Source organism: Streptomyces sp. NPDC019937 (assembly GCF_040631655.1).
Classification (GTDB): Bacteria; Actinomycetota; Actinomycetes; order Streptomycetales; family Streptomycetaceae; genus Streptomyces.
The window spans coordinates 47741-70996 of the sequence record NZ_JBEYAL010000017.1; the positions used below are offsets into that span (position 1 = coordinate 47741).

At 69.6% G+C, this 23256-nt stretch carries 15 protein-coding genes; 6 read left to right on the forward strand and 9 right to left on the reverse strand.

Translation table 11 applies throughout. The features are described from left to right. Positions 1-10 precede the first annotated feature (10 nt). From ABZ562_RS18855 to ABZ562_RS18865, 3 genes are all read right to left on the reverse strand, one after another. The gene (locus tag ABZ562_RS18855; protein ID WP_361480481.1) at positions 11-2035 is read right to left on the reverse strand and encodes a DUF6883 domain-containing protein; all 2025 of its coding nucleotides are present in this window, start codon (positions 2033-2035) and stop codon (positions 11-13) included. Between the two features lie 114 nt (positions 2036-2149). Continuing rightward, on the reverse strand, positions 2150-3853 hold the full coding sequence (locus ABZ562_RS18860) for an N-6 DNA methylase (RefSeq protein WP_361480484.1): 1704 nt from the start codon (positions 3851-3853) through the stop codon (positions 2150-2152). Positions 3854-3924: 71 nt separating this feature from the next. After that, positions 3925-6042, reverse strand: coding sequence for an N-6 DNA methylase (locus tag ABZ562_RS18865; protein ID WP_361480487.1), 2118 nt, complete (start codon positions 6040-6042; stop codon positions 3925-3927). A gap of 234 nt (positions 6043-6276) precedes the next feature. On the opposite strand from ABZ562_RS18865, the gene ABZ562_RS18870 reads away from it, so the two are divergent. The 4 genes from ABZ562_RS18870 to ABZ562_RS18885 are packed head-to-tail and all read left to right on the forward strand — an operon-like array spanning position 6277 to position 15420. Next, positions 6277-7911, forward strand: a complete 1635-nt coding sequence (locus ABZ562_RS18870) for a PD-(D/E)XK nuclease family protein (protein WP_361480489.1) — start codon at positions 6277-6279, stop codon at positions 7909-7911. Continuing rightward, entirely contained in the window at positions 7911-9077 is a 1167-nt protein-coding gene (locus ABZ562_RS18875; protein ID WP_361480492.1) for a hypothetical protein, read from the forward strand. The genes ABZ562_RS18870 and ABZ562_RS18875 overlap by 1 nt, the downstream gene beginning before the upstream one ends. Next, positions 9070-12501, forward strand: a complete 3432-nt coding sequence (locus ABZ562_RS18880) for a signal recognition particle (RefSeq protein WP_361480495.1) — start codon at positions 9070-9072, stop codon at positions 12499-12501. The genes ABZ562_RS18875 and ABZ562_RS18880 overlap by 8 nt, the downstream gene beginning before the upstream one ends. A 54-nt stretch (positions 12502-12555) precedes the next feature. Next, a complete protein-coding gene (locus ABZ562_RS18885) occupies positions 12556-15420 on the forward strand; it encodes a DUF3962 domain-containing protein (protein ID WP_361480498.1) in 2865 nt (954 codons plus the stop codon). Between the two features lie 56 nt (positions 15421-15476). On the opposite strand, the gene ABZ562_RS18890 is transcribed toward ABZ562_RS18885, so the two are convergent. The 4 genes from ABZ562_RS18890 to ABZ562_RS18905 form a co-directional block, all read right to left on the reverse strand. Beyond that, positions 15477-16157, reverse strand: a complete 681-nt coding sequence (locus ABZ562_RS18890; RefSeq protein ID WP_361480501.1) for a hypothetical protein — start codon at positions 16155-16157, stop codon at positions 15477-15479. Between the two features lie 117 nt (positions 16158-16274). Beyond that, positions 16275-17717 carry a gluconate:H+ symporter gene (locus tag ABZ562_RS18895; protein WP_361480504.1) on the reverse strand — a complete coding sequence of 481 codons (1443 nt, stop codon included), beginning with the start codon at positions 17715-17717 and terminating at the stop codon, positions 16275-16277. Further along, positions 17714-18997 carry an MFS transporter gene (locus ABZ562_RS18900; RefSeq protein WP_361480507.1) on the reverse strand — a complete coding sequence of 428 codons (1284 nt, stop codon included), beginning with the start codon at positions 18995-18997 and terminating at the stop codon, positions 17714-17716. Before ABZ562_RS18900 ends, ABZ562_RS18895 begins: the two co-directional genes overlap by 4 nt. Before the next feature lie 53 nt (positions 18998-19050). Further along, positions 19051-19833 (reverse strand): GntR family transcriptional regulator, encoded by a 783-nt coding sequence (locus tag ABZ562_RS18905; protein ID WP_361480510.1) that lies wholly within the window; start codon positions 19831-19833, stop codon positions 19051-19053. Positions 19834-19897: 64 nt separating this feature from the next. On the opposite strand from ABZ562_RS18905, the gene ABZ562_RS18910 reads away from it, so the two are divergent. Beyond that, the gene (locus tag ABZ562_RS18910; protein ID WP_361480513.1) at positions 19898-20761 is read left to right on the forward strand and encodes an amidohydrolase family protein; all 864 of its coding nucleotides are present in this window, start codon (positions 19898-19900) and stop codon (positions 20759-20761) included. 9 nt (positions 20762-20770) lie between these two features. Next, positions 20771-21520: a Sir2 family NAD-dependent protein deacetylase gene (locus ABZ562_RS18915; RefSeq protein WP_361480516.1), complete on the forward strand. Its 750-nt coding sequence runs from the start codon at positions 20771-20773 to the stop codon at positions 21518-21520. A gap of 15 nt (positions 21521-21535) precedes the next feature. Here ABZ562_RS18915 and ABZ562_RS18920 read toward each other — a convergent pair whose 3' ends face one another. Then, positions 21536-22696: a hypothetical protein gene (locus tag ABZ562_RS18920; protein ID WP_361480519.1), complete on the reverse strand. Its 1161-nt coding sequence runs from the start codon at positions 22694-22696 to the stop codon at positions 21536-21538. Next, positions 22693-23235: a SigE family RNA polymerase sigma factor gene (locus ABZ562_RS18925; protein ID WP_361480522.1), complete on the reverse strand. Its 543-nt coding sequence runs from the start codon at positions 23233-23235 to the stop codon at positions 22693-22695. Before ABZ562_RS18925 ends, ABZ562_RS18920 begins: the two co-directional genes overlap by 4 nt. Between the last annotated feature and the right edge of the window lie 21 nt (positions 23236-23256).

Below are 23256 nucleotides of genomic sequence, written 5' to 3' on the forward strand. Positions count from 1 at the left end.
CTGCCTCTGATCACGGGAAACTCAGTGTGACAAATCGGGTCGCGCCGGTCTCGGCATCGACGATCCAGGCGGTCCGGACCGTCATGCTCCCATTGGACCCGGACAGCTCGACGTCCCGGATCCACCGCTGGCCGTATTGGTCGCCCTTCCCAGGCTGGGCTCCACCACGCTGCACCTGGTCCATGATTTGGCGCTTGACCTCGGCAGCGTCTTCTTGGCCCAGTCCGGTTCTGGACTTGATGACGCGTGCCTTGTTCTTGCCGACCGGATGTTCCGGGTTGAGCGCGTACTCGGTCAGTTTTCGGTCGTCGAACGCCGCGTCCCTGAAGTCGGGCTTCTGCTCTCCCGCAGACGTCTGCTCCGGCTCCTCGGAACCGCGGCTCACCCCTTCTCCTGGCTGTCCGGCACCGGACGACGCCGCCATCAGGAGGATGCCGAGCCTACCGAAGGCTCCCGCGTGGACAGCCACCTCGCCGGCCTCCACTCCCACAAGGACGAGACCGCCGCCGGGTGGGAAGAGTGCGAGGAGGGACAGCAGGATGAGGGCGAAGCCGAGATAGGCCAGGAAGTTGTTGAGGGCTTCCAGGAGGTGAAGGTTACGGATCACGGGTTCGTCCGCCTCCAGGCCGCCCTGGAGGCGCAGCAGCAGGAGTACCCCCGTCGTCAGCCCGCCTGCCGCCGTCCAGGTCCGGAACCGCACAGCGGCCAGCGTCTCGCCGAGGGCGACCGCGCGGGTCGCCCGCCATGCGCGCAGCAGCGTGACCAGCTGGAAGCCGAGCCAGAGCAGTCCGGCGATACCGAAGGCCATCAAGATGTTCTGGCCGTTACCCGAGGTGAAGTGTTCCTGGAGGTCAGCCGCGGCCGGGAAGGAACCCACACCCAGGAGGACAAGCGAGGGAAGGGCGAGCGCAAGGCTGATGAGAATGAACCACGGGCGGCGCCGGTCCCGCACCGATCTGGCCGCTTGGCGCCACGTCCGAAAGTTGATGTACCGCCATGCGTCTTCGTGGTTGGAGGCATCGATCTGCCTGGCGGACCAGACGACGGCACGATGCAGGGAATCGGCACCAGGGTGCGGAGGACGGGCTGCCGCATAGAGCAAGGCGCGGCGCATTCGGGCGAAACGCAGGGCGATCAGGGCGGTCCACGGCACCCGCCACGCGGCGAACCCCGCCAGCGCGCCGAAGCCGGATTGCCCGGCCAGCTCCGCATGGAGCACCACGCCCGGCACGGTCCGCTTGCTCCGGCGTATCCGGCGTAGATCGATGGCCGCCGCGACCGCCAAGGACAGAAGCGGCACGACCCACAGCATCCCGTCGAAGGTATCGACGGGCGACGTCGCATCGTGGTCGGTGGGGCGTTGAGCGGCATAGTTGCTGAGCATGTGATGTGCGGTTGCGGCCGCCACCAGGGGTGGACCGAGGAGGCGAAACCAGCCGCGCCCGCTCAGGAGAACACCGATACCGAGCGCAGCCGCAGTGGTGTAGACGAGATGCGGGCTGGTGCCTGCCTCCGGGGTGAAATCGCCCAGCTCAAGGGTGCCTTGCGGGGCGGGGAACCACGCGGAGAAGACCTGTTCCAAGCCTGGTATGTAGGGAGCCTGGAGGCTGTCTGGGATGGCCCAACCGCCGGCCGGATGCGAGATCGCTCGGTCCGCATCCAGCCCGAACCGAGCCAGCGCCTCCAGCAATCCGAAGCCCGCCCCCAGCCCCGCCCCGAGAACCACGTAATCGGTGAGGCCCCACTGCCGGGCGATCCTGGCATTGCACGCGGCCAGCAGCAGCGGAGTGAGCTTGACGATCTCCTCGATGGCCGGATCGATCGTGTAGCTTGCGGTATCCACGACCTCTGTCAGCGATGCGCCGGTCGCGTCAGCCACGATTCGCGTATACGCGAGCTCCAGCAGCCCCGCCGCGACACCGCACCCGTACACCCCGAGTGGAATCGCCAGCAGCGCGGTGGAGATGCGGACCGATCGCGTCGGCGATGCCAGCACCAGGAGCTGGGCCACGCCGTAGACAGTCGCGATCACCATGAGTAACGCCACGCCTGCCCCCCACTCGCGTGTGTGCGGCAGAGATTAGAGGAGGGCGGTGCGGGTGTGCCAGGCGATTCATTCACTCAGACAGGTGCATGTTCACCATTCCGGTCAGTTGCCTGGCTTGGTCGGCATGTCTGAAGCGGGAGGTGTGAGCGCCCCGTTGGTGAGTCCCTCGCGGGCGAGTGCCACTGCCTGTGCGGCGAGTTCGGCGACCGCCTGGGCTTGCTGTTCGAACTCCTGGAGCGAACGGAAAGCGGCCCCGTAACGGCGTTGTTCGTCGACAGACATCTGCGGGATGCGCGAGCCGCGCATGTCGAGCCGGTAGCTGCCGCTGGCGCTGGTGGAGCGGCGGATGTTCACGGGGCTCCGCAGAAAGCCCTGGAGGTAGTCGGTGTCGAGCTGGTCGCTGGTGGAGAACGGCACGTCGTCGCCGAGCTCGACGAGCCCGGCGCGGACGAGCTCGGCGACGCTGACGGCGGCACTGTCCAGCGGTGCGAGGCCGGCTCCTGCCTCCAGGGCCGGCATCTGGTCGAGCAGCGCCCGTGCCTGGCGCTCCAGCTCCTGCCGGGCGGCAAGGTATTCGGCAGGGTGGTCACGATGGATCTGCCTGACATGGTTGCGGGGGGCCAGATCGACCGCGTCGTCCAGCAGATCGATGAGGGGGACCTCGGCGATCTGTTCGGGGCGAGGCTCCATCGGGCCGCTTGCATCGTTCTCCGACAGGTCGATCATGCGCACGGCAGCAGCAGCTTTGACATGCGGCCCGGGGCGGCGTAGCTGCCACAGATGGACGGGCAGGGCATGCGTGGCGGCCATACCGGCGGGCAGCGCGACCACATGGGTGAGAATCCCCCGGCGGACCAGTTCGGCGCGAATGCGTCGGCCGGCCTTGCGGTAGGCCGCAGAAGTCGGCATGACGACGATTACGCGGCCGCCCGGTGCGGTGTGTGCGTAGCAGTGCTGGAGCCAGGCGAGTTCGTTCTCGGCGCGGGAGGGGGTGCCGAGTTCCCACCGGGCGTCGAGAAGGAGTTCCTCACGGCCCCAGTCGGGGACGGCTGCCGGAGGGTCGCAGACAACGAGATCGGCGCCGAGTCCCGGCCAACGATCGTGACGCAGTGAGTCCCCTGTTTCGATGGCCGTATCGTCGTGAGCGGAGAGGTCCGCGACGAGCTGCGCGAAGCGCGCGGCGCCAGGGTCGGCTTCCTGGCCTCGCCGTGAGGGGCCAGGCCCGGGCCCTGTAGTGGCGACTGCAAAGAGCAGCGTACCGATCCCGCATGCGGGATCGAAGACGGTAGCGGTGGACGGCAGGGGTTCCTCGTCCACGAAGTGGCGGATGGCCTTGATCAGCCTGCGGGGGGTGACCTGGTCTGCCTCGGAGCGGCGGGGGGAGTCCAGGAAACGCTCGATCAGCCCCTGGAGAGCCTCGGTCGCGGACGCACAGGCAGCGAGCTTCTCGGCCGGTTCGGCAACGCTCGCGTCGAGGTCGGGGCCTTCATCGCCCGGGTTCACTCGCGCCAGGAATCGGGCCACGGCCGTGAGCCCACCGATCATATCGTCGCCGTAAGCCCCGCGAAGTGCCTGCCAAAGGCGGACTTCGTCCGTCACCTCGTGGCCCTTCTGCCGACGGAACAGCCAGGCGCGGACCTCCGCAAGAGAGAAAAGAGGACTGTTCGCGCCCCCACTGGCCGGAGACGGGAAGTCGGCGTAGCGCCGCCTCCAGTTGGAGACGGCGGCCCGGGTGACCCCGGCCAGCCGTGCGATATCGGCGCCCGTGACCAACGCTTCGGCAGCGGGGCGAGCGTCGTCCGTCATGGGGCTCACCGTACACGCAGAGTGATCACATTACCAAGGGTCATGCGTTTACTTCGCAAACGGATAAGTTTTTACAGAGTTGCCCGCGTATCTGTGTCCACAACACGGAACTCCGCCGCGAGGGCGTCGATCGAATTGCGGGCCAGCTCCTCACCCAGATCGTGCACTGTGCGCAACGCCCGGGTGAAGCGTGCGACCGACCGGAACGCTTCCCCGAACAAGCGCTGCCGCTCGAGCGGGACGAGGGGAATACGCACGCGGCGCGGGTCGATGCGGGCGTGGAGGCCGAGCGCGCTGGTAGCCGAAGCCGCCTGACGGCTGCCCTCGGCGCTGGACAGATAACCGGCGAGATACCACGGGTCGACAAGCTCCGGATCCGTGACCCGCAGATGGTGCACACCGGAATCGGGGTAGGCGCCCGCGTCCTCGGCGGTGGCCACCCGCGCGACGATCGTGTCCGCCATCACCGGTACCAGGATGTCGCCCTCCCTGACCCGTGGATGCCGCAAGGGATCCTCGGGGATCGGCCCAGAGGCGGACGGCGGGCGGCCGGAGGTGATGTCGCCCACCGTGAGGAACCGCGCCTCCCCCGGCCCTGACGGCTCTTCAGTGCTGGTGATGCGGCGCATCGTGGTCTGACGGTGCAGAACAACCGCGCCGCTCTTGACCAGGTCACCCAGAGAGACCATGCGGGTTGTACCAGGTCCGCTCTCGCCCTGCCCGGCGAGCGGAAGTTCGGAGGGCAGATGTGAGCGCAATGCCCTGGCGGCGCTTTCGAACGCAGTCCGGGCCGCGGCGAGAGCGTCACGTGAGACGCCTGGTTGAGTCGGCTTCGGCAGATGGCGGTGCGGGGTGACATCTGTCTCACCGAGCAGATCGACCAGCGCGACCGTACGGGCCACCCCTGGCCTGGCGGCGAAGGCCTCCGGTGCGTTGACGTAGGCGAACCAGATCTCCTCGATCAGCGGAGCGGGGTCCTGCGCCTCGCTGGCATCCACAACCAGAAGGTGATCGGGCGACGGGGCATCTGCGGCGTCCGGCCGGCGCATCACCCAGATCTGCAGCGGCAAGGCGTAGTGCGCGGCGTAGCCCGGCGGAAGGGAGATCACGGCCCGCAGCGCCCCACGCTGGAGCAATGCGGCACGGATGCGACGACCGGAGGGCCGTGTGGCGGCGGCAGGAGGCATCAACAGTATGACGGGAGCGCCGGGCGCGGCATGCGCCAGCGCCTGTTGCACCCACGCCAGTTCGGATTCGGCACGCGGAGGTACGCCGTACTCCCATGCGGGAGAGTGGGCGAGTTCGTCGTAACCCCAGGTGCGGTCGGCGAAAGGGGGATGGCCAATGACGGCGGCCGCCTTGCGCGGGTAAACCGGCGTCCGCAGGAAATCAGCGGCGTGCACGTCGTATACGACCGTAGGTCCGCCCGAGACGGCGGCACGGAAAGCAAGGCGCAGGGCCGCGATACGGGCGAGCGAAGCGTTCAGCTCCTGGCCCTGGACGCGCTGGTACCCGTGGTCGGCGGCAGCGAGCAGAAGAGAGCCGCTGCCGCACGCCGGATCGATCAGGGTGCCATCTCCGGGACCGGCGAGGGTGACCATGAGGTCCGCGAGGGGGGTCGGGGTCGCGGCGAAGCCGGCGCGCGGACCGCTTCCGAAGTGACGGGCGCACAACTCCTCGAAGGTCGCCACCGGACCATCCGAGGCGGCCGCGGCGGCGGCCGCGGTCAGCAACTGGATCTGCCGGGGGCCGAACTCGTACCGTGGGCAGTGGGCCAGCAGGGCGGTGACGCCCGCGCGGGCGCCGGGAGACTCCGCCAGCGACCGCTCAGCGGTGCGCATCAGACGCTCACAGCCGGAGGCGGTGGCGGGCACGGTGGCGTCCGGGTGCGCGAGAAGGTGCAGCAGCAATGTTCCAGTCATGCCGAGGGCATCGTCCATCGGCATGACCCCCCGTACCGAGTCGAGAGCCTGCCACAGCCGTTGTCCCGCTGGGATCTCGGGGGCCTTGCGTTCCTGCCGCAGCCAGGCTTCCACCTCCGCGAGGTCGAACCGGGGGCTGCGCTCCGTACCGCCGACCGGATGCGGGAAGCCCTCGTGGCGGCGGCGCCAATTGCTGACAGCGGTGGGGCGCACGCCGACGATGCGAGCGATGTCCGCCGATGTGACCTCGACCCGGTCCCCGGACACGGCTACTTCCCGTCCTCTGCGTCCACCGTCGGCATCCTTACGCCTCCCGTTCCTGTGCACCGGACTCTACTCGGCAGTATACGAGCGACCAAGTCCACGCCCCCTGTGAGTGTGGACAACAATTCTGGTTGACCCTATCCACACGACATGGTTCTCTGGGGTGGTCGGCTCTTCATGAGGCGACCGACACATCGCCGTGTCCACGCGGCGATCCGACGCGCACGGGGAGGGCGAATGGGTGGTCGGTGGCGCAAACCCGTCTGGCTGACGGGGGACGAGGGACTTCTTCGGATCGGCCCGGGCACGGGTGGGGACGAGGAGCACACGTGCCCTTCCCACGCGGCGGCCAAAGCCCGCCCGGCGCTGTGGCCGGCTCAGCGCCTGCGGCTGCCCAAGCCGGAGGCGGAGACGTTCACCCTGGGCCCGGTCATGGACACCCTCGACCGGATCGAGTTCCGCGGAGAGACGCCCGAGCACGCGCTGGCCCATCTGAGCTCGCGGGTTCCCGCTCTCCACCCAGGGCATCTGAGCTACGCGGAGCACGCCGTGCGCTCGTACCTCGACGGTGACAAGAACCCGGAAAACGGCGTGAACACGCTGGGACCGGTGCAGCCCTACTGGGTCGTGCAGCGCGAGAACGGCAAGTTCTGGGAGATGTACGCCTGGTGGCGGCGGTACGAGTCCCTTGATGGACGTGTGCGGGAATACCGCCGCCTACGGCACGGCATGACGAAGGGCTCCACTCCCGGGGAGATCGCGATCGCGGTCTTCGTGGCGCTCCACGGGCGCACCGCGGCCTGGCCCCACAAGTGGGGCAAGAGGTTCCAGCCCTACGGTCCCACCACCAGGCCCGAACGGGTGCGTGTCGTCGAAGTGGGGCTCACCGACGGTAAGACCGACGTACAGTTCGACGGCACCGCTGAGGAGGCTGAGGCCTACTATGCCGAGCACGGCCACCCTCATGTGACGCGTGTGGTGGCGGGTGGGGATCCGACCCCTGGCTCCTCGTGTGTCGACTGCAAGCAGTTCACCGGGTGCAGTGCCCTCCGGCGTACGCCTGGCGTCCTCGGACTGCCCTCACAGCTGGCTCCGCTCCGGAAGGTGTCGGTGAGCGACCTGCGCTATCACCGGACCTGCCCCGCGCAGGCGTTCCTGCGCACGCTGCATCTCCCCACCTCCGATGAGTACAGCAGCTCGGCGAAGCTCGGTCAGGCGGTGCACGGATGGATCGAGGACCTGCATCGGCGGGCGGGCTGGCCGGCCTGCACGGTTGCCGACATGCCGGAGGAAGGCGAGAACTGGACCAGCGGGCGGTGGCGGGTATCCGACGAGGAGGCGGCGACCGGGCGGACGATGCTCCTCCACCACGTGGACGCCTGCCCGTTCCAGGACTCCGCGCTTATCGAGCGGGTCGAGCCCGAGGCGCTGCGGGTGGTCCACGACACCGCCGCGCAGGCGGTCCTCATCGCCAAGCCTGACCTGCTCTACCTCGAGGACGGTGCATGGGTATGGCGGGAGCTCAAGACCACCCGGAAGCGCCGGTGGTACCACGACGACCTGCTGGAGGAGTTCCCTCAGCTCGCGCTCGCCGTCACGCTGCTGGCCCAGGGCGCGCTGGGCGGTGACGCATCGGGGTCACGCGTAGAAGTCGAGGTGCTCAAGCCGGAGACCTCGGAACCATTCGTCATCGACCCGGCGGATCCGGAGCGGCTGGCAAAGGCGTTCGCCGTACTGCGGCGGTACGCCGGGCCCTGGCGCGAGGACGAGGTCCATGAGGCCCGGCCCGGACCACATTGTCAGTGGTGCCCGGTATCCCGGTGGTGTCCGAGTGCCGCGTCCGCCGAGGGCGCGACGGAAGGGGACGCGTGATGTCCACGATGACGACGGACGCGCTGCCCGGCGCCGCACCACCGCCCGGTCCTGATGAGACGCTGCTGCGGCTGATCGCCAGCGCTCTGGCAACACTGTCCCGGCAGCGCACCGTGCCCAATCCCGTCTATCCCGCCAAGGTGCAGAACGCGTACAACCGCCTCGTCCTGCACTGTCTGCGCCGAGGTGACGAATCACCAGGCAGCGTGCCCGAGATGGTCCGCTGGGCGGCGGAACGCCCCCTGGAGGCATGGCCGTTGGACATCCCCGATGAGCTGTGCGCCGGAGGAGCAGTGCTCGTCGACCCGCAGACGCGTCTGCCTCATCAGCTATGCCTCGAGTGGGAGGTGAACGCGGCCGATCCTGCCGCCGAGCTCTTCGAGAACGACCGGATTCTGGAAGCGCTCGCCGTGTGCCGCGCCGCGAAGGCTCCTCGGGCGTACACCTCGTTCCGTGCTCTGCTCACCTCCAGGCCCGTCCTGACCGGAGCCGAATTGGCACTGCTCGGCGGCGACCCGGAGTGCGGCATGCTGCTGCACAACGTCATCAAGCGCTGCTACGAACCGGTTCCGGCGTCCTATTTGCGTGGTGGTGTCTACCGGCAGTGCGAGCGCTGCCGCTGCCTGATGGTGCCGCTGCACCGGAGCGGGCACCTGTGTGAACTCGACCGCTGCCGACGCGATGGGACGGACGGTACCGGCGTGGAACTCTCTCCGCAGAAGGGAGGAGTGTTCCAGCTCAGTCGCCCCCTGCGCATGTTCGTCACCAGCCCGGGGCTCGCCGAGACCGACCTCGAAGCCGGGCTGAAGGAGAAGTACGGGATCCAGGCGGAGATGTGGCCCCAATACGACGCCTACGATCTGCGGGTTCCGCTGCCCGGGGGGAGGCACTGGGCCGTCGACGTCAAGGACCGCGTCAACCCGGTCCTTCTCGCACGCACCCTCACACCGTTCCGTACCGAACCGCCGTACGACCGCGCCTTCCTCGTCGTACCCCGCTACCGCTTCCGGGAGAACGAGGCGTACGCACGCCAGTTCCGGCGCAACCTGCCGGACGAGATGAGCGGCCGCATCACACTGCTCGACGACCGCGCCTTCCTGCGGCTGGTCGGCGAGGCAGTGGCCGACCAGCCCGGTACTCAGGCCGAAGGAGGCCGTCATGCGTGACCGAAGTGGCTGGCACCGGCGTTGCTCCCCACGACAGCTCGGCGAGGTGTGGCCGACGAGGCTCGGGAGCTTCCGGCCCGGTGATCTCCTGGACGTCGAACTGGGACTGTACCTCCTGGAGAGTGCCATGCCGACCCGGGCCGCGGTCGACGTCTGGCCCCTGCTCGGCGGCTACCCCTACAGCGAGGCGTTCGGTGATGTCCACACCGATGAGCAACGGCTGCGTATCCTGCGTGCGCGTCACCACCTGTGGGACCTCAGGCGCCGCCGGGCCTGGATCGAGTCGCTCACCGATTATCTTTCCGTACCGCAGCAACTACGTGGCTACGACCTCGACGGGCCGGACAGCCGACCGCGCCGCCGCGAACCCGCCCGCGCGGCCCAGCGCTTCACCGTCTTCGAGGAACTGCTCACCAGCTCGCCCGCATTCGCCACACAGTCCATTCCGCTGGCCGAGGAAGGCGAGTACACCTTCCGGGTCCAGGACCGCACCTACTCGGTGGAGTTCACCGAGGACCTGCTGACGGCCACCCTGCCGCGCTCCCACGCCCTGGAGGCCCTGCCCGCCGGGTTGGGCGAGCCGGTGGAAGTCACCTGGGAGGAACTGGAGAAGTCCGCCGAGGGGATGGACTCCCTCGAGGCCGACTCGCCAGAAGGGCCCAAGGGCGACTGGGCCCGACGGCTGCGACGCGTAAAGCTGCTCCTACGCGATGAGAAGCTGGGCAGGTTCACCGAGCAGGGCCGGATCAAGATCGATCGACTGCTCCACATGGTGGGCATGGTCGGCGCGGGCAAGTCCACGATCCGCGACATCCTCACCTTCCATGTAGTGACCCAGACCCCTCGCCGGGTCACGATCGTGGTGGGCGATGTCGCGGAAACGCTCGCCGTGGTGGAACAGTTCACCCGGCTCGGCGTACGAGCGGCCCCTGTGCTGGGACACTCCACCCGGGAGCGCAACATCAGCCGCCTGCACCGCCGCACGGCAACGGCGGGCGCGTCCACCATGCTCGAACACGATCACGCCGGGTTCGCATACCTCAGCAGCGCCTGCCCCGTGGATGTCCTGCGCGGGATGGAGGCGCGACGCCCCCTCGGCATCCGGGAGGCACCGTGCCTGAGCCTCCACACCGTTCCGGAGCACGACACCGACGAAGGCGATCCGCTCCTCGACGAGGAGAGCCCGGTCAGCCACGGTGGTAAGCGGCCGAAGCCCCAGCGGCGGCTCTGCCCCCTGTGGAATCGCTGCCCCCGTCACCGCGGCGCTCGCGACCTGGTCGATGCCCAGGTGTGGGTTGCCACCCCGGCAGGCCTCGTGCACAGCTCTGTACCGCAGCACCAGCACGACGAACAGCTCCGCTATCTGGAACTCGCCTGCCGACTGAGTGACTTGATCATCGTGGATGAGGCAGACCGCGTCCAGATGCAGCTCGATACTGCCTTCGCACCGGCCAGCACTCTCGTCGGACGGTCGCCGAACTCCTGGTTCGACGAAGTCGCCGTTCACAAGTTCCAGCAGATGGCCCGGGACGGTCGGCTCCAGTTGTCCGCCCGTGATGTGGACGACTGGACCAATGCCGTGAACACCGTGAGCGCCGCGACCGACCGTCTCTTCGCGCTGCTGGTGCAGCACGGTGAACTCAGGAGGTGGATCAGCATCGATTACTTCAGTGCCTTCACGCTGCACAACCTCCTGCTCGACAGCTGGTTTGCCGACCGGAAGAAGGGCGAACAGCCACCGGAGGCCGCCCGGGCGCTGGACAGTGCTCTGCTGCGGTTCCGTGACGACCCACTCCATGAGCAACAGCCGATCGGGCCGGAGGACGACGTAACTCCGCTCGTCAACACCTTTGTCCACCTCACGCTCGAACTTCTCCACGCCCCGCAGGGGGCACGCACGCGCGAGCGGTTGCGGGACACCCTCACCGACGTCCTCGGTTCGGACTCAGAGGTGCTGGACCGGATCGACATGCAGGCGCGGCGGTTCGAGTTCACACTGATTCTGGCCGCCCTCCACAGCCGACTGGACTTCATGACCACCCTGTGGCCACGGGTCGAGGCCGCCCTCAATCTGGAGGTCGCCTCCAACGTTCTGTCGCGCAGGCCGCCGAAGGACTACGAGGCGGTCATCCCGGAGTCCCCCATGGGGAATGTCCTCGGATTTCAGTTCCGCCACGACGACCGGGAGCGCGACGGCGACCGCAGTGGTGAATTGCGTTTCTTCCACTGCAACGGCGTGGGCCGGGAACTGCTCATGCGGCTCGGCGACCTGTGCGCCATCGACGGCCGCCCCGGCCCCCATATCCTGCTGATGTCTGCCACGAGCTGGGCGGGCACATCCAGCCGGTACCACCTCCATGCCGAGGTCGGGGCGATTCTTCGGCCCTTGGACGAAGAGGTCCAGGCCGTGCTGGGTACCGAGTTCCGCAAGGAGTTCCTGTACTGGTCGGACGGCGACCAGCCCAAGCCATTGCGTCTGTCGGGCTGCGACCCCGAGGAGCGTCCGCAGGCCCTGCTGCAGATGCTGCACCAGCTGGCCGTGCCCGATCGCAGCCTGCCGGACGCGGTCAGCATGCTGGATGCCGAACTGGACGAGATCGACGATCCGGACCGGCGCCGCATCCTGCTGCTCGTCGGTAGCTACGACGAAGCCCGCCGGGCCGCCGAGTACCTCAACCAGATCCCCGAATGGAACGGCCGGATCACGCAGTTGGTGTCCGATGACGCCGACTCGGACACCGCATGGACCCGGGTACCTGAGGACACGGCCGTACGCACCCTGCCCCGTGGGGACGTCAAGGCGTTCCCTTCAGTAGGTGGAGACATCCTGGTCGCTCCGCTCCTTGCCGTGGAGCGCGGCCACAACATCGTGCTGAACGGAGGCAAGGCCGCCATCGGCAGCGTCTACTTCCTGGCCCGGCCGCATCCCAGGCCTGACGACATCTCCCTCGCCATCCAGGCGATCAACGACTGGGCCGTCCGACAGCTCCGCGACGTGGAAGGAACCTTCAGGCAGGGTGTTCTCGCCGCGGCAACTCCCGACCGGGCAGGCGTCGCCTTCCGCAGCCGCGCGCGCCACCAGTGGAATCGCTTCCTCACCAGGCGCCTCGCCTGGTCCAGTCTGCGCGAGGACGAGAAGACCGCATTCACCTGGGATCAGCTCGTGGTCATGTGGCAGGTCATCGGGCGCCTGGTGCGTGGTGGTGTACCGGCCAGGGTCGTATTCGTCGATGCCGCCTTCTCGCCCCGCGAGGCCGGCTTCCACGCCACCGACACCCCCGAGACCAGCCTCCTGGCAAGTGCACGTGAAGTTCTCGCACCCTACTTCGACAGTGATCCGGATTCCGAGTTGACGCCTGTCGACAAGTCACTCGTCCAAGAACTGTACGAGCCGCTTTACCGCGCACTCGCGGACATGGGCTGATCCGCGTGGTCCGCCATCACCGTAGAACCCTCGAATTCAAGGAGCACAAACCCCGTGGAATACCAGCGCATCCGGACCGCGGCCTACATGCCCGACCCCGCCCAGAACTCCTTCGCGCATCCGTTGTACACCCTCGCCCTTCCCACCGAATGGGAGGAGCAGATCCTGAAACTCCACCACTTCGGCCTGAGCGAGCGGGAGGCTGTTTGGCGTCGACGGGTTCCCACCAGGAACATCAACCAGCTGATGCGCGCCACCGCGCCGGATGTCGTCACCGTCGACTCCACAGCCACCTTCGGTGCGCAGCGGCCGTGGCTGTACTGCGCCAACGAGTACCCGATGTCCGTCATGAACAGTTTCATCGCTACCTGGCTCCGGCACCTCCAGCGCAAGCCGGACGATCCGGAATCGACCGCCCTGTTGATGGACACCTTCCGGAGTCTGGACACGGCGTCCCTGCAGTGGCAGATGAGCATGGTGGATCTCCTCGCTCAGCAGCATCCCTCCCCCGGCGGGACGGCCCTCCCGGCCCAGCATGTGTATCGGCTCCTCCCCGATGTTCTGGCCGGCCGGATCACCCGACTGGAGCCCTATGAACACAACGGTGAGCGCTTGGTGTTCCACCAAGTCGCCGGGATCGGGGGTTCCAGGGGACAGGGCAGCGGCGGTGCGGAACTGATGTCGTGGCCTCCCCGGGAGTACGCACCGAAAGCCAAGAGCGACAGCAGCGGAAAGCGTTCCTACTATTCGGCGGTCATCCGGATCAGTGTGCGCACCGTTCCCTTCTGCTCCGTGCCACGCGTGCATTTGAGCGCAGGAATCCGCAGGTTCGTCACAGGCAAGGTGTGGATGCCGTACCAGAAGGGTGCGTCGGTCTATCTGCGTCCGGACGCCTCGCTCGTCCCGGACGGGCCGGAACCGCAGCGCTTCTCGGTCGCCATGATCCAATGGAAGCATGGCACGACCGACTGGCGTCAGGGCGGCACGGAAGGGATGCTCGCGGGAGTGACCGCGCTCGACGGGCTGCCGTCGGTGGACCGGCTTGTCAAGGAGGCCGACCACTGGATCGGGGGACGTGACGGCATCGCACTCGCCGTCGGTCACCAGGCCACGATGGGCCCGCACACCATCGGAACCGGACTGATGCCGAGTGAGCGGCGACGGCTGATCGAGTGGGCGGAGCAGGCGCTCGCCCCAGAGCTCGTGCCGGTCCCGCGGCTGGAGCGCAGCGGCTACGCTCATCCGCCCGAGAAGCAGCTCAAGAAGCTGCCGCCCATCCCGAAGAAGGAGATCCCTCAGACAAAGCTGGCCGCCATCCTCGAGCAGCGCGAGCGCGCATTGTCGGACAATGCTTCACTGCGGCGCAAGGCTCTCGCCGAAGCCCTCGAAGGCGCGGACCTCGTCGGACTCGTCCTTCATCAGACGGACGACCAGCGTGACCGACTCGTCGCCGCGGCAGAGACGAACCTCGGGCTTGCCGGACACCGCCGGGATCACGGGCCCGACGGTTGGGTGTGGGAATCGGAGGAGCTGACGGTCAGGCTGCATGCCCGGCCTCTCGGCGCGCTCGGCGGCCTTCTCGGAGGGGACCGAATTCCGCGCCGTGGCAAGGAACACGAAGAGGCCATCGGGGAGCGCCGCCGGGCTGTGGCGAACACGCTGAAGGAGCTGCGCGACAGCATGCCCGGCGTTCAGGTCGCCTTCGTGGAGCTTGAAGGCGATCGCAGTTTCCTTCGGGAGAAGCGGCGTGCTGATCCTAAGCACGCGATCCGCCTCGGTTCCGCGGATGCAGGGTTGGTGACCCAGTTCATTCGCCCTATGGACAATGAGATGGAAGCCGAGAAGGCCGAAGAGGACGCTGCCATGCGGGCCACCGCGGCGTGGTCGGACGGTCTCCGTCAGACGGGCATGCGGTTCGTCCCTCAGCACACGTTGGGCGAGCTCATCCCGCCCGGTCTCAACCAGGTCGCGTTCCACCTGGTGGAGCGCCGACACGATGGTCCCACCGGGAAGGCGCAGTTCACGCCCATCGCGGTGCTCATCCGGCCCGGGGCCAAGTGCATCATGGGCAAGACCGCGGAGATGCACCAGTGGGTGCCATACCCCGAGCTGTTGAAGTCGCTGACGGGGCGGGTGAGGGAGGCGGACCTCAAGACCTCCGCGCAGCAGTCCACGCTCATGGCCGCATTCATCAAGAAGACGCTGTCGGGTCTGCGCAGCACCCCGACCCTGGTCCTGTCCCATGCCCAGGACATCCGTAAGCGGTGGCCGTGGTTGAAGAACGATGGGCTGGATCAGGACCGACTCGTGCTCGACAGCGGCCCTGCCCAACGTATCGGTCTCTACGGCAGGCATCTGCGCGTGATCCGGATCGCCGACAGCAGCCGGGATGAGACCTCTCAGTGGTGGGCCGAGGCCGAAGAGCTCCGCCCCGAGCAGAAGGGCAAGCAGCGTGCGGGTATCGCGAAGGGGCTGTGGGTGCCCAGAACGCCGGGTGAGTCGGGCCGTGTCTTCTACAGCACGGCCGACAAGTCCAGTACCCAGACGAAACTGACCAATGACGACGCCAAGCTGACCGGTCATGTCAACGCGCAGGGCAAAAGCGCCTTCCGTCCCACGACGAACGCCTGGAATCCGGAGCTTCTGGAAGTGGCCGTCGCCTGTCTGCAACCAGGCGACGATGCGGAGGCCTGGGCCGCCTTCGTCCATCAGCAGCGGTTCTGTGACGACTACCGCGATGTCCTGGGGCTCCCACTGGTCCTGCATCTTGCAGGGCTGGCGGATCAATACGCCCTGCCCCATGAAGACGAAGAGGCAGTGGACCCCAATGCCTCACAGGTCGCGGTCTCTGCGTCAGAGGAGCCGACAGGACAGATGGCCTTCGACTTCTTCGAGTCGCCTGAGATCGACGAAGAGTAACCGGCATGCAGCGGCGGGATTCGGTTCCCGCCTCCGCACCAGGCTACGCGGAGGCGTCATCGCTCTCCCGTCAGATCCCACGCGCTGCCCAGCCAGCCGTCGTGGGAGCCGAGGAGGGCGACGAGGGCGGCGAGGGCGCGGGCGTCCCACCAGTCCTCCAGCGCCTCCAGTTCGAAGGCGCTGCCGGGGCCGCTGTGGTAGTCGAGGACGACCCGGCGGTCGACGCGCCACTTGGTGCGGCGCGGCGGGCGGGCGACGTCGCCGCTGCCGCCGATGAAGCTGCCGATCGCGATGGCCAGTTGGAGGGGCGAGATCAGCCACCACATGAACCACCAGAACGGGCGCCCCTTCAGCCCGACCGCAGACGGACCGCCCGCCTGCTGGACGGTCCAGCGAGTGCGGACGCGCCCGCCCTTCATGGCCGGTTCGCGGGTGATGCGGGCGACGGATTCACCGGCGGCGCCCAGCACCTCGTACGTGGCCGGGCCGCCCTTGACCGCCGACACGGTGACCACCTGCGCGAACACCTGCTGACGGTAAGCGTCGGCCCAGAGGGTGAAGGCGCGGGTGCCGTCCTTGCGGGCGGCACGGTAGGCCTTCAGGTCGCCGCCTGGCGGGTCGCGGCGCTCAGGGAAGGCGAGGGGATGGACGGCGCGGGCGGGCTGCGGGGCGGTGTCGGAGATCCGTATCGTCTGGGTGACGCGCCCGTCATCCGCCAGTTGTTTGTTCTTGCTCACGGTCCGACCGCTCAGCCATAGGAACCGACCCATCCCCGTACTCCCCCGTCACGCCGTGTTCGTTCTGGTGCTGGCGCGGACTCTACCGGTCCGGTTGACGGGGGTGCGCCGTCGGCCTCAGGCGAAGACGGACAGCAGAAGCGCCATGCCGAGGCCGAGCACGCTCACCAGCGTCTGCACCGCGGTCTGCGTCTTCGCGGCCTGCGTCAGGCTCATGCCGAAGGACTCCTTGACCAGCCAGAACCCGGCGTGGTTGACGTAGTTCAGGCCCAGCGAGCCCGAACCGATGGCGATCACGAGGAGGGACGCCTCGAGTCCGCCGCCGGTGCCGATCAGGGGGGCGATGATGCCGGTGGCGGAGACGATGCCGACCGTGGCCGAACCGGTGGTGAGGGACAGGAGCAGGGCGATCAGCCAGCCCAGGACGATCAGGTTCATATGGGCTCCCTCGGCCGCCGACGCGATGGCGTCGCCGATGCCGGAATCCTTCAGGACCTGGTTGAACGCGCCGCCGCCGCCGATGATCAGCAGGATGGAGGCGATGGACTGGAGGCTGCCCGTCATCGAGCGGCGGGTCTCCTCGCCCCGGCCGCCGCCGGTCATGACGGTCAGGCCCAGGGCGAAGAGGAATCCGGCGAGCATCGCGATGAGGGGTTCGCCGGTGAAGACGAGCGCGGAACGCAGCGGACTCGATTCGTCCAGCGTGGTCTCGGCGAGGGTGCGCAGCAGCATGAGGACGACGGGGATGAGGACCGAGGTCATGGCCAGGCCGGTGGGCACGTGGGAGCGAGCCGGGGTGTCGTGGTCCGGGCGGAGCTGAGCGCCGGGGCCGCCCGCGTCCGCGGTGGCCGGGGCGGGCTGCTGTCCGGCGCCGGTGAACTGGGCCACCAGCGCGGGGTCCGGGCGGACTTCGGCGAGCCGGGGAGCGATCCAGCGGGCGTAGACGGGACCGGCCAGCACGATGGTGGGGACGGCGCAGATGACACCGGCCAGGAGGGTCAGGCCGAGATCGGCGTGGAGCCCGGTCATGGCGGTCAGCGGGCCCGGGTGGGGCGGCAGCATGCCGTGCAGCGTGGAGAGCGCCGCGATGGCGGGCACGCCCAGCAGGACGTACGGGGAGCCCTTCGTGCCGCCCCGCGCCTCCAGCCTGCGTGCCACGCTGAAGATCAGCGGCAGCAGCACGATCAGGCCGACCTCGAAGAACATCGGCACGCCGATGACGAAGGCGGCGCCCGCGACGAGCCACGGCAGCCGTCGGGTGCCGGCCCGGTCGACGATGGCGTGGGCGATGGCGTCGGTCGCGCCCGAGTCGGACAGCAGGCGGCCGAGCATGGCGCCCAGCGCCAGCGTGATGCCGACGTCGCCGAGGGTGCCGCCGGCGCCTTCCTCGATGGACGCCGCGAGTTTGTCGACGGGTTCACCGGCCGCCAGTCCCGTGCCGATCGTGACGACGATCAGCGCGACGAACGGATGGACGCGAAGGCGGGAGTTGATCAGGAGGATCAGCGCCGCTATCGCCACGGCCAGGATGAGCAGCAGTGACCAGGCGTGCGTGGTCATACGGTGGTGCCTTTCAGAAGGGACGGTGCGGGCGCGTCGTCGGCGCCGGTTACGGGAGTGTCGAGCTCCCGGCCGGAGGTCTCGGGCAGGAGGGCCACGGCGATGACGGCGAGCCCGTAGGCGCTGCCCGCGAACAGGCCGATGCTGGTGCCCATGCCGAGCCGGTCGCTGAGGAAGCCGACGAAGGCGGGGAAGGCCGCCGCGACGACGCGGCCGAAGTTGTAGCAGAAGCCCTGCCCGGTGCCCCGCATCGCGGTCGGGTACAGCTCGGCGAAGAGCGATCCGAGCCCGGCGGGGATGCCCGCGGAGAAGAAGCCGAGCGGCATGCCGAGGAAGAACATCTGGGTGTCGCTGATCGGCAGGAACAGATAGGTCACGACCGAGGCCAGGCACATGGCCGCGAAGAACATGATGTTCCTCCGGCGGCCGATCCGGTCGGCCAGGACGCCCGAGGTGACGTATCCGAGGAACGAGGCGGCGATGAACGCCGCCAGATAGCCGCTGGTCTCCAGCACCGACAGGCCGTGGGTGGTGCGCAGATACGTCGGCAGGAAGGTGGTCAGCGCGTAGTAGCCGCCGTGGCTGCCGAGGCCCAGCAGCGCGCCGAGGAGCGTGACCCGCAGCAGGTCCGGCTTGAAGATCCGCAGCAGGGAGACCCGGTTCCCGCCCCGCGCGGCCCGCTGCCGGTAGAGCGGCGGATCGGTGACGTTGCGCCGGATCATGACGACCAGTAGGGCCGGGAGCGCGCCGAACCAGAACATGACCCGCCAGGCCCAGTCCTCCGGGAACAGGCTGAACAGCACGGTGTACGTCGCCAGGGCCAGCCCCCAGCCCAGCGCCCACCCGCTCTGCACGGCGCCCAGTGCCCGGCCGCGGTGGCGGGTCCCCATGTACTCGCTGACCAGGACGGCTCCGGCCGCCCATTCGCCGCCGAACCCGAAGCCCTGCACGCTGCGCGCCACCATCAGCTGGGCGGAGTCGGCGGTGAAGCCGATGAGGACCGTGGCGACGGAGTACACGACGATCGTCCACCGCAGCACCCGGACCCGCCCGTAGCGGTCGGAGGCCCAGCCCGCCAGCCAGCCGCCGACGGCCGTGAAGAGGAGGGTGACGGAGGCGAGCGTGCCCGCGGCTCCGGTGCTCAAGTGCCAGGTGACCAGCAGCGTCGGCAGGACGAGCCCGAACATCTGGGCGTCGGCGGCTTCGAGCGTCCAGCCGCCGAAGGCGGCCCAGAACGCGCGTCTCTGGGATGTGTCGGTGTCCCGGTACCAGGCGAACATGCGGCGGCTCTCTTCAGTGGTGCTCGGTGGTGCTCGGTGGTGCGGGAAGCGGGTCAGCGGATGTCGACGCGGTAGCGGAAGGTGTGCGCCGGGCCGCGTGAGCGCCGGTACTCCAGCGGCTTGCCGTCATGGGCGCGGGCGACGCGCTCGACCACGGCCACCGGCTCGGCGCGTCCGCAGCCCAGGAGCAGTGCGTCGGCCGCGGTGGCCGCCTCGATGGTCAGCTCCTCCGTGGCGGCCGCGACGATCTGGCCGCAGTGGCGTTCGTACGTCGGGTACAGCAGGTCGCCGAGGTCGTCGGCGGCGATCCGCTCCAGCGGCTCGAACAGGGGAAGCGGAAGCCAGATGTCCTCGACGAGGGCGGGCTGCTCGTCGTACAGCCGCAGCCGGTGCAGGTGCAGCACCTCGCTTCCGGGGGTGATGCCGAGGGCGGACGCGATGGTCCGCGTGCTCACCTGCCGGGCGGCGGAGAGGATGCGGCTGCGCGGAAAGCCGCTCCCGGCGGCCCCGAACCGGAAGAAGCGGAAGAGGGAGGCGTCCAGGGACGCCCTCCGGACAAACGTCCCGGTCCCCTGGCGCCGCTCGAGCAGCCCCTCGTCCACGAGGTCGCGGAACACCCGCCGCATGGTCCCCAGGGACACCCCGTAGTGGGCGACCAGGGCGGACTCGGCGGGCAGCGGCTCGTCGGGCGACCACTCCCCCGAGCGGACGCGCTCGGCGATCACCTCCCGGAGCCGGGCGTGCAGCGGCAGCCGGGCGTCGGTCCGGGCGAGGGCGGCCGCTCCGGGGCTCTCGGGCGTTCCGGAGCCTTCTGGCGTGGACGGGACGGAGTGCATGGCGTGAAAGCATGGTCCGGATTCCTGCTGACGTCTAGTCCTTCATAGGACTATTCTTTTGCCGGTGACATGCACCGAGCCCCCGCTGCCGCCCGCCGCCGTCGACAGCCACGCCCACGTCTTCACACGCGGACTGCGGCTGGCGGACGAGCGGCGGTACAGCCCGGACTACGACGCCACGGTGGACGCCTACGTCTCACTGCTGGACGCTCATGGCCTCGCGGCCGGGGTCCTGGTGCAGCCGAGCTTCCTCGGCACGGACAACTCCCATCTGCTGGCCGCCCTCCGCCGGGCGCCGGAACGGTTTCGCGGCGTGGCCGTCATCGACCCGCGGACGCCGGGGGACGAACTCGACCGGCTCGTGGAGGCGGGCGTGTGCGGGATCCGCCTCAATCTGATCGGCCGTCCGGTGCCCCCGCTGGGCGAGGGCCCGTGGCCGCGGCTGGCCCGTGAACTCGCCGCGCGCGGGCTCCACATGGAGGTGCAGGCGCGACAGCGGCAGTGGGAGGAGCTGGAACCCCGGCTCCTGCGCTGGCCCGGCGCGGTGGTCATCGACCACCTGGGGCTGCCGGCGCTCCCGTCCCTGTCGTACCCCGGTTCCGGCGCGCTCTTCCGTCTGCTCGCCGCACCGCATGTGTGGGTGAAGGCGGCCGCACCGTACCGCTCGGCGCCGCGGGCGGCCACGGCGATGCTGCGGAGCCTGCTGCGCACCGGAGCCGTCGAGCGCATGGTGTGGGGCAGCGACTGGCCCTGGACCCGCCACGAGGAGGGCCGCGTCTACGGCACCACCCTGACCTGGCTCACGGCGGAGCTGAGCGCCACGGAAACCCAGCGGATCCTGTGCGCCAACCCGGTCCGGCTGTTCGGCTGGACACCTCCGGTCGCGGCAGGCGACCGCACGGGCACGGCGGCCGCACGGCGAGCGTAGGCTCGCCGCATGAGCAGCGAGACGACGCGCCGGCCCCTCGTCGCGATCCTCAGCGGGGCGGGCATCTCGACGGATTCCGGCATTCCCGACTACCGCGGCCCGCAGGGGCTGTGGCGGCGCGATCCCGAGGCCGAGAAGCTCGTGACGTACGACTACTACATGACGGACCCCGACATCCGGCGCCGCTCCTGGCAGATGCGCCGGGAGAGCAAGGCGCTGCACGCCCGGCCGAACGGCGCGCACGAGGCCGTGGCACGGCTGGAGCGGTCGGGGGTCCCGGTGCGCGTGATCACGCAGAACGTGGACGGGCTGCACCAGCTGGCCGGGATGCCCGAGCGCAAGGTGCTCGAACTGCACGGCACCGCGCGCGTCGTGCAGTGCACCCACTGCGAGGAGCGCTCCGGGATGGACGAGGCGCTGGAGCGGGTCGCGGCGGGCGAGGCGGACCCGGCGTGCCGGGAGTGCGGCGGGATCCTGAAGTCGGCGACGGTGATGTTCGGCCAGGGGCTGGACCCGGAGGTGCTGACCGAGGCGGTCGCGGTGGCGCGGGCCTGCCAGGTCTTCATCGCGGTCGGCACCAGCCTCCAGGTACAGCCCGCGGCGTCGCTCGCCGGAATGGCCGCCGAGAGCGGCGCCCGGCTGATCATCGTCAACGCCGAGCCGACGCCGTACGACGCGCTCGCGGACGAGGTCGTCCGCGAGCCCATCGGCACGGCGCTGCCCGCGCTGCTGGAGCGGATCGCCGCCGGGGGCGGCTGATCCCGGCGGTGGGGTTCAGCGGCGGGTGATCACCGGCTCCCACGTCCCGTGGCCCTGGTACGCCCGCCAGCCGGTGAGCGGGACGGTTTTCCGGCCCGCCGGGTCGGTCAGCACCAGCCGCTCGTAGCGGTCGTCGGCGCAGTCGTCGCCGCAGCCCTCCCAGCGCAGCAGGCGGTCGTCGCTGGTCCAGGCGAGCGGGGCCCCGGTGAACCCGTCGCCGACCGTGCGGCGGGTGCGTACGTCCTTCACCTCGCCCCTCCGCCCGTCGCCGGTGGCGTAGTAGCGGCCGTCCGGGGACCGGCCCGCGTCCGAGGTGCCGATGCCCTCGTAGGGCGGGGTGCGGGCCGGCCGGCCTCGGAGGTCGTACCAGGCCAGGTAGGGGCCGTGGGCCGGTGCCGGGTCCGCCAGCCGCGTGCCGTCCCGGCTCCACCGGACGTCGGTACGGCCTTCGATGGAGGCGGGCAGCGGGCGGTAGCGCTTCGTGCCCGACTCCACGTCGATCACGTAGTAGCCGGTCCTGCCGGGCAGCTCGCGCCGCGTCTCGCGGTCGGCCGGGGCCGCCTCGACGTCCGGGTCGCCGCTGTACGTGGTCACCGCCAGCCGCTCGCCGTCGGGCGACCACGTCACACCGCCCGCCCCGTGGTCCAGCGGGATCCACCGGACGACCTTGCCGGTGGTCAGGTCGAGGATGCCGACGCGGGGCGCGGGCAGCGTCCTCTCCAGCACGGCCGCGCGCTTCATGCCGGGGGCCACGTCCACATCACCCCAGGACGTCTTCTCGTACCGCCGCTTCCCGGCGTCGTACAGATACCAGTCGTAGCTGAACCGCGCGTACGGGCCGGACTTCTCCCGCGTCCCGCCCGTCCGGTACGCCGACACCGCGAGATCGCCCGCGGCGACCAGGTGGCGCGGCGGCGACTCGTCCTCGCGCGCGAGCACGTCGCCGGTACGCGGCGCGGCGACCGAGGGCGTGGAGTCCCCGTGGCGGGCGTCCGCCACCACCGGCACCGCCACGCCGCCCGCCAGCAGGGCGAGCGCCGCGGCCGCCGTCACCGTGGCGGTACGGCGGCGGCCGCGGCGCCGCAGCGCACGGCCCGCCAGATCGGGCCCCACCGGGGCCGGTGTCTCCTCGGACCATTCCCGCAGGGTGTCCCTCAGCAGCTGATCGGGGTTCACTGGCACACCTCCACGGGTGAGTTGCCGATGCCCAGACCGCCCACGGCGGGGTCCAGTTCGGGCACGAGGGTGCGCAACCGGGCCAGGGCGCGGTGCGTCGTACTGCGAACCGTCCCCACCGAGCAGCCGAGCAGCTCGGCCACCTCACGCTCCGGGCAGTCCTCGAAGTAGCGCAGCACCAGCATGGCCCGCTGACGGGCGGTCAGCCGGGCCAGCGCACGCCGCACCAGGATCCGCAGTTCCACCGCGCCGGTGCCGTCCTCGCGGGCCGGGGTGTCCGGAAGCTCGGCCACGGTGGTCTCCCGGCGCGAGCGCAGCAGCCGCCACAGGCTCACCTGCTGGCGGTAGAGCACCTGCCGTACGTACGCCTCCGGGCTCTCCAGCCGCCCCCAGCGCCCGGCGGCCTTCGCCAGGGCGGTCTGCAGCAGGTCCTCGGCGGCGTGGGTGTCGCCGCCGGTCAGCAGGGTGGCGGAGCGCATCAGCGCGGGCGAGCGGGCCGCGACGAACGCGCGGAAGCGGCGCTCTTCCTCATCATCCATGGTTCCCCGTGATCGGTTGTC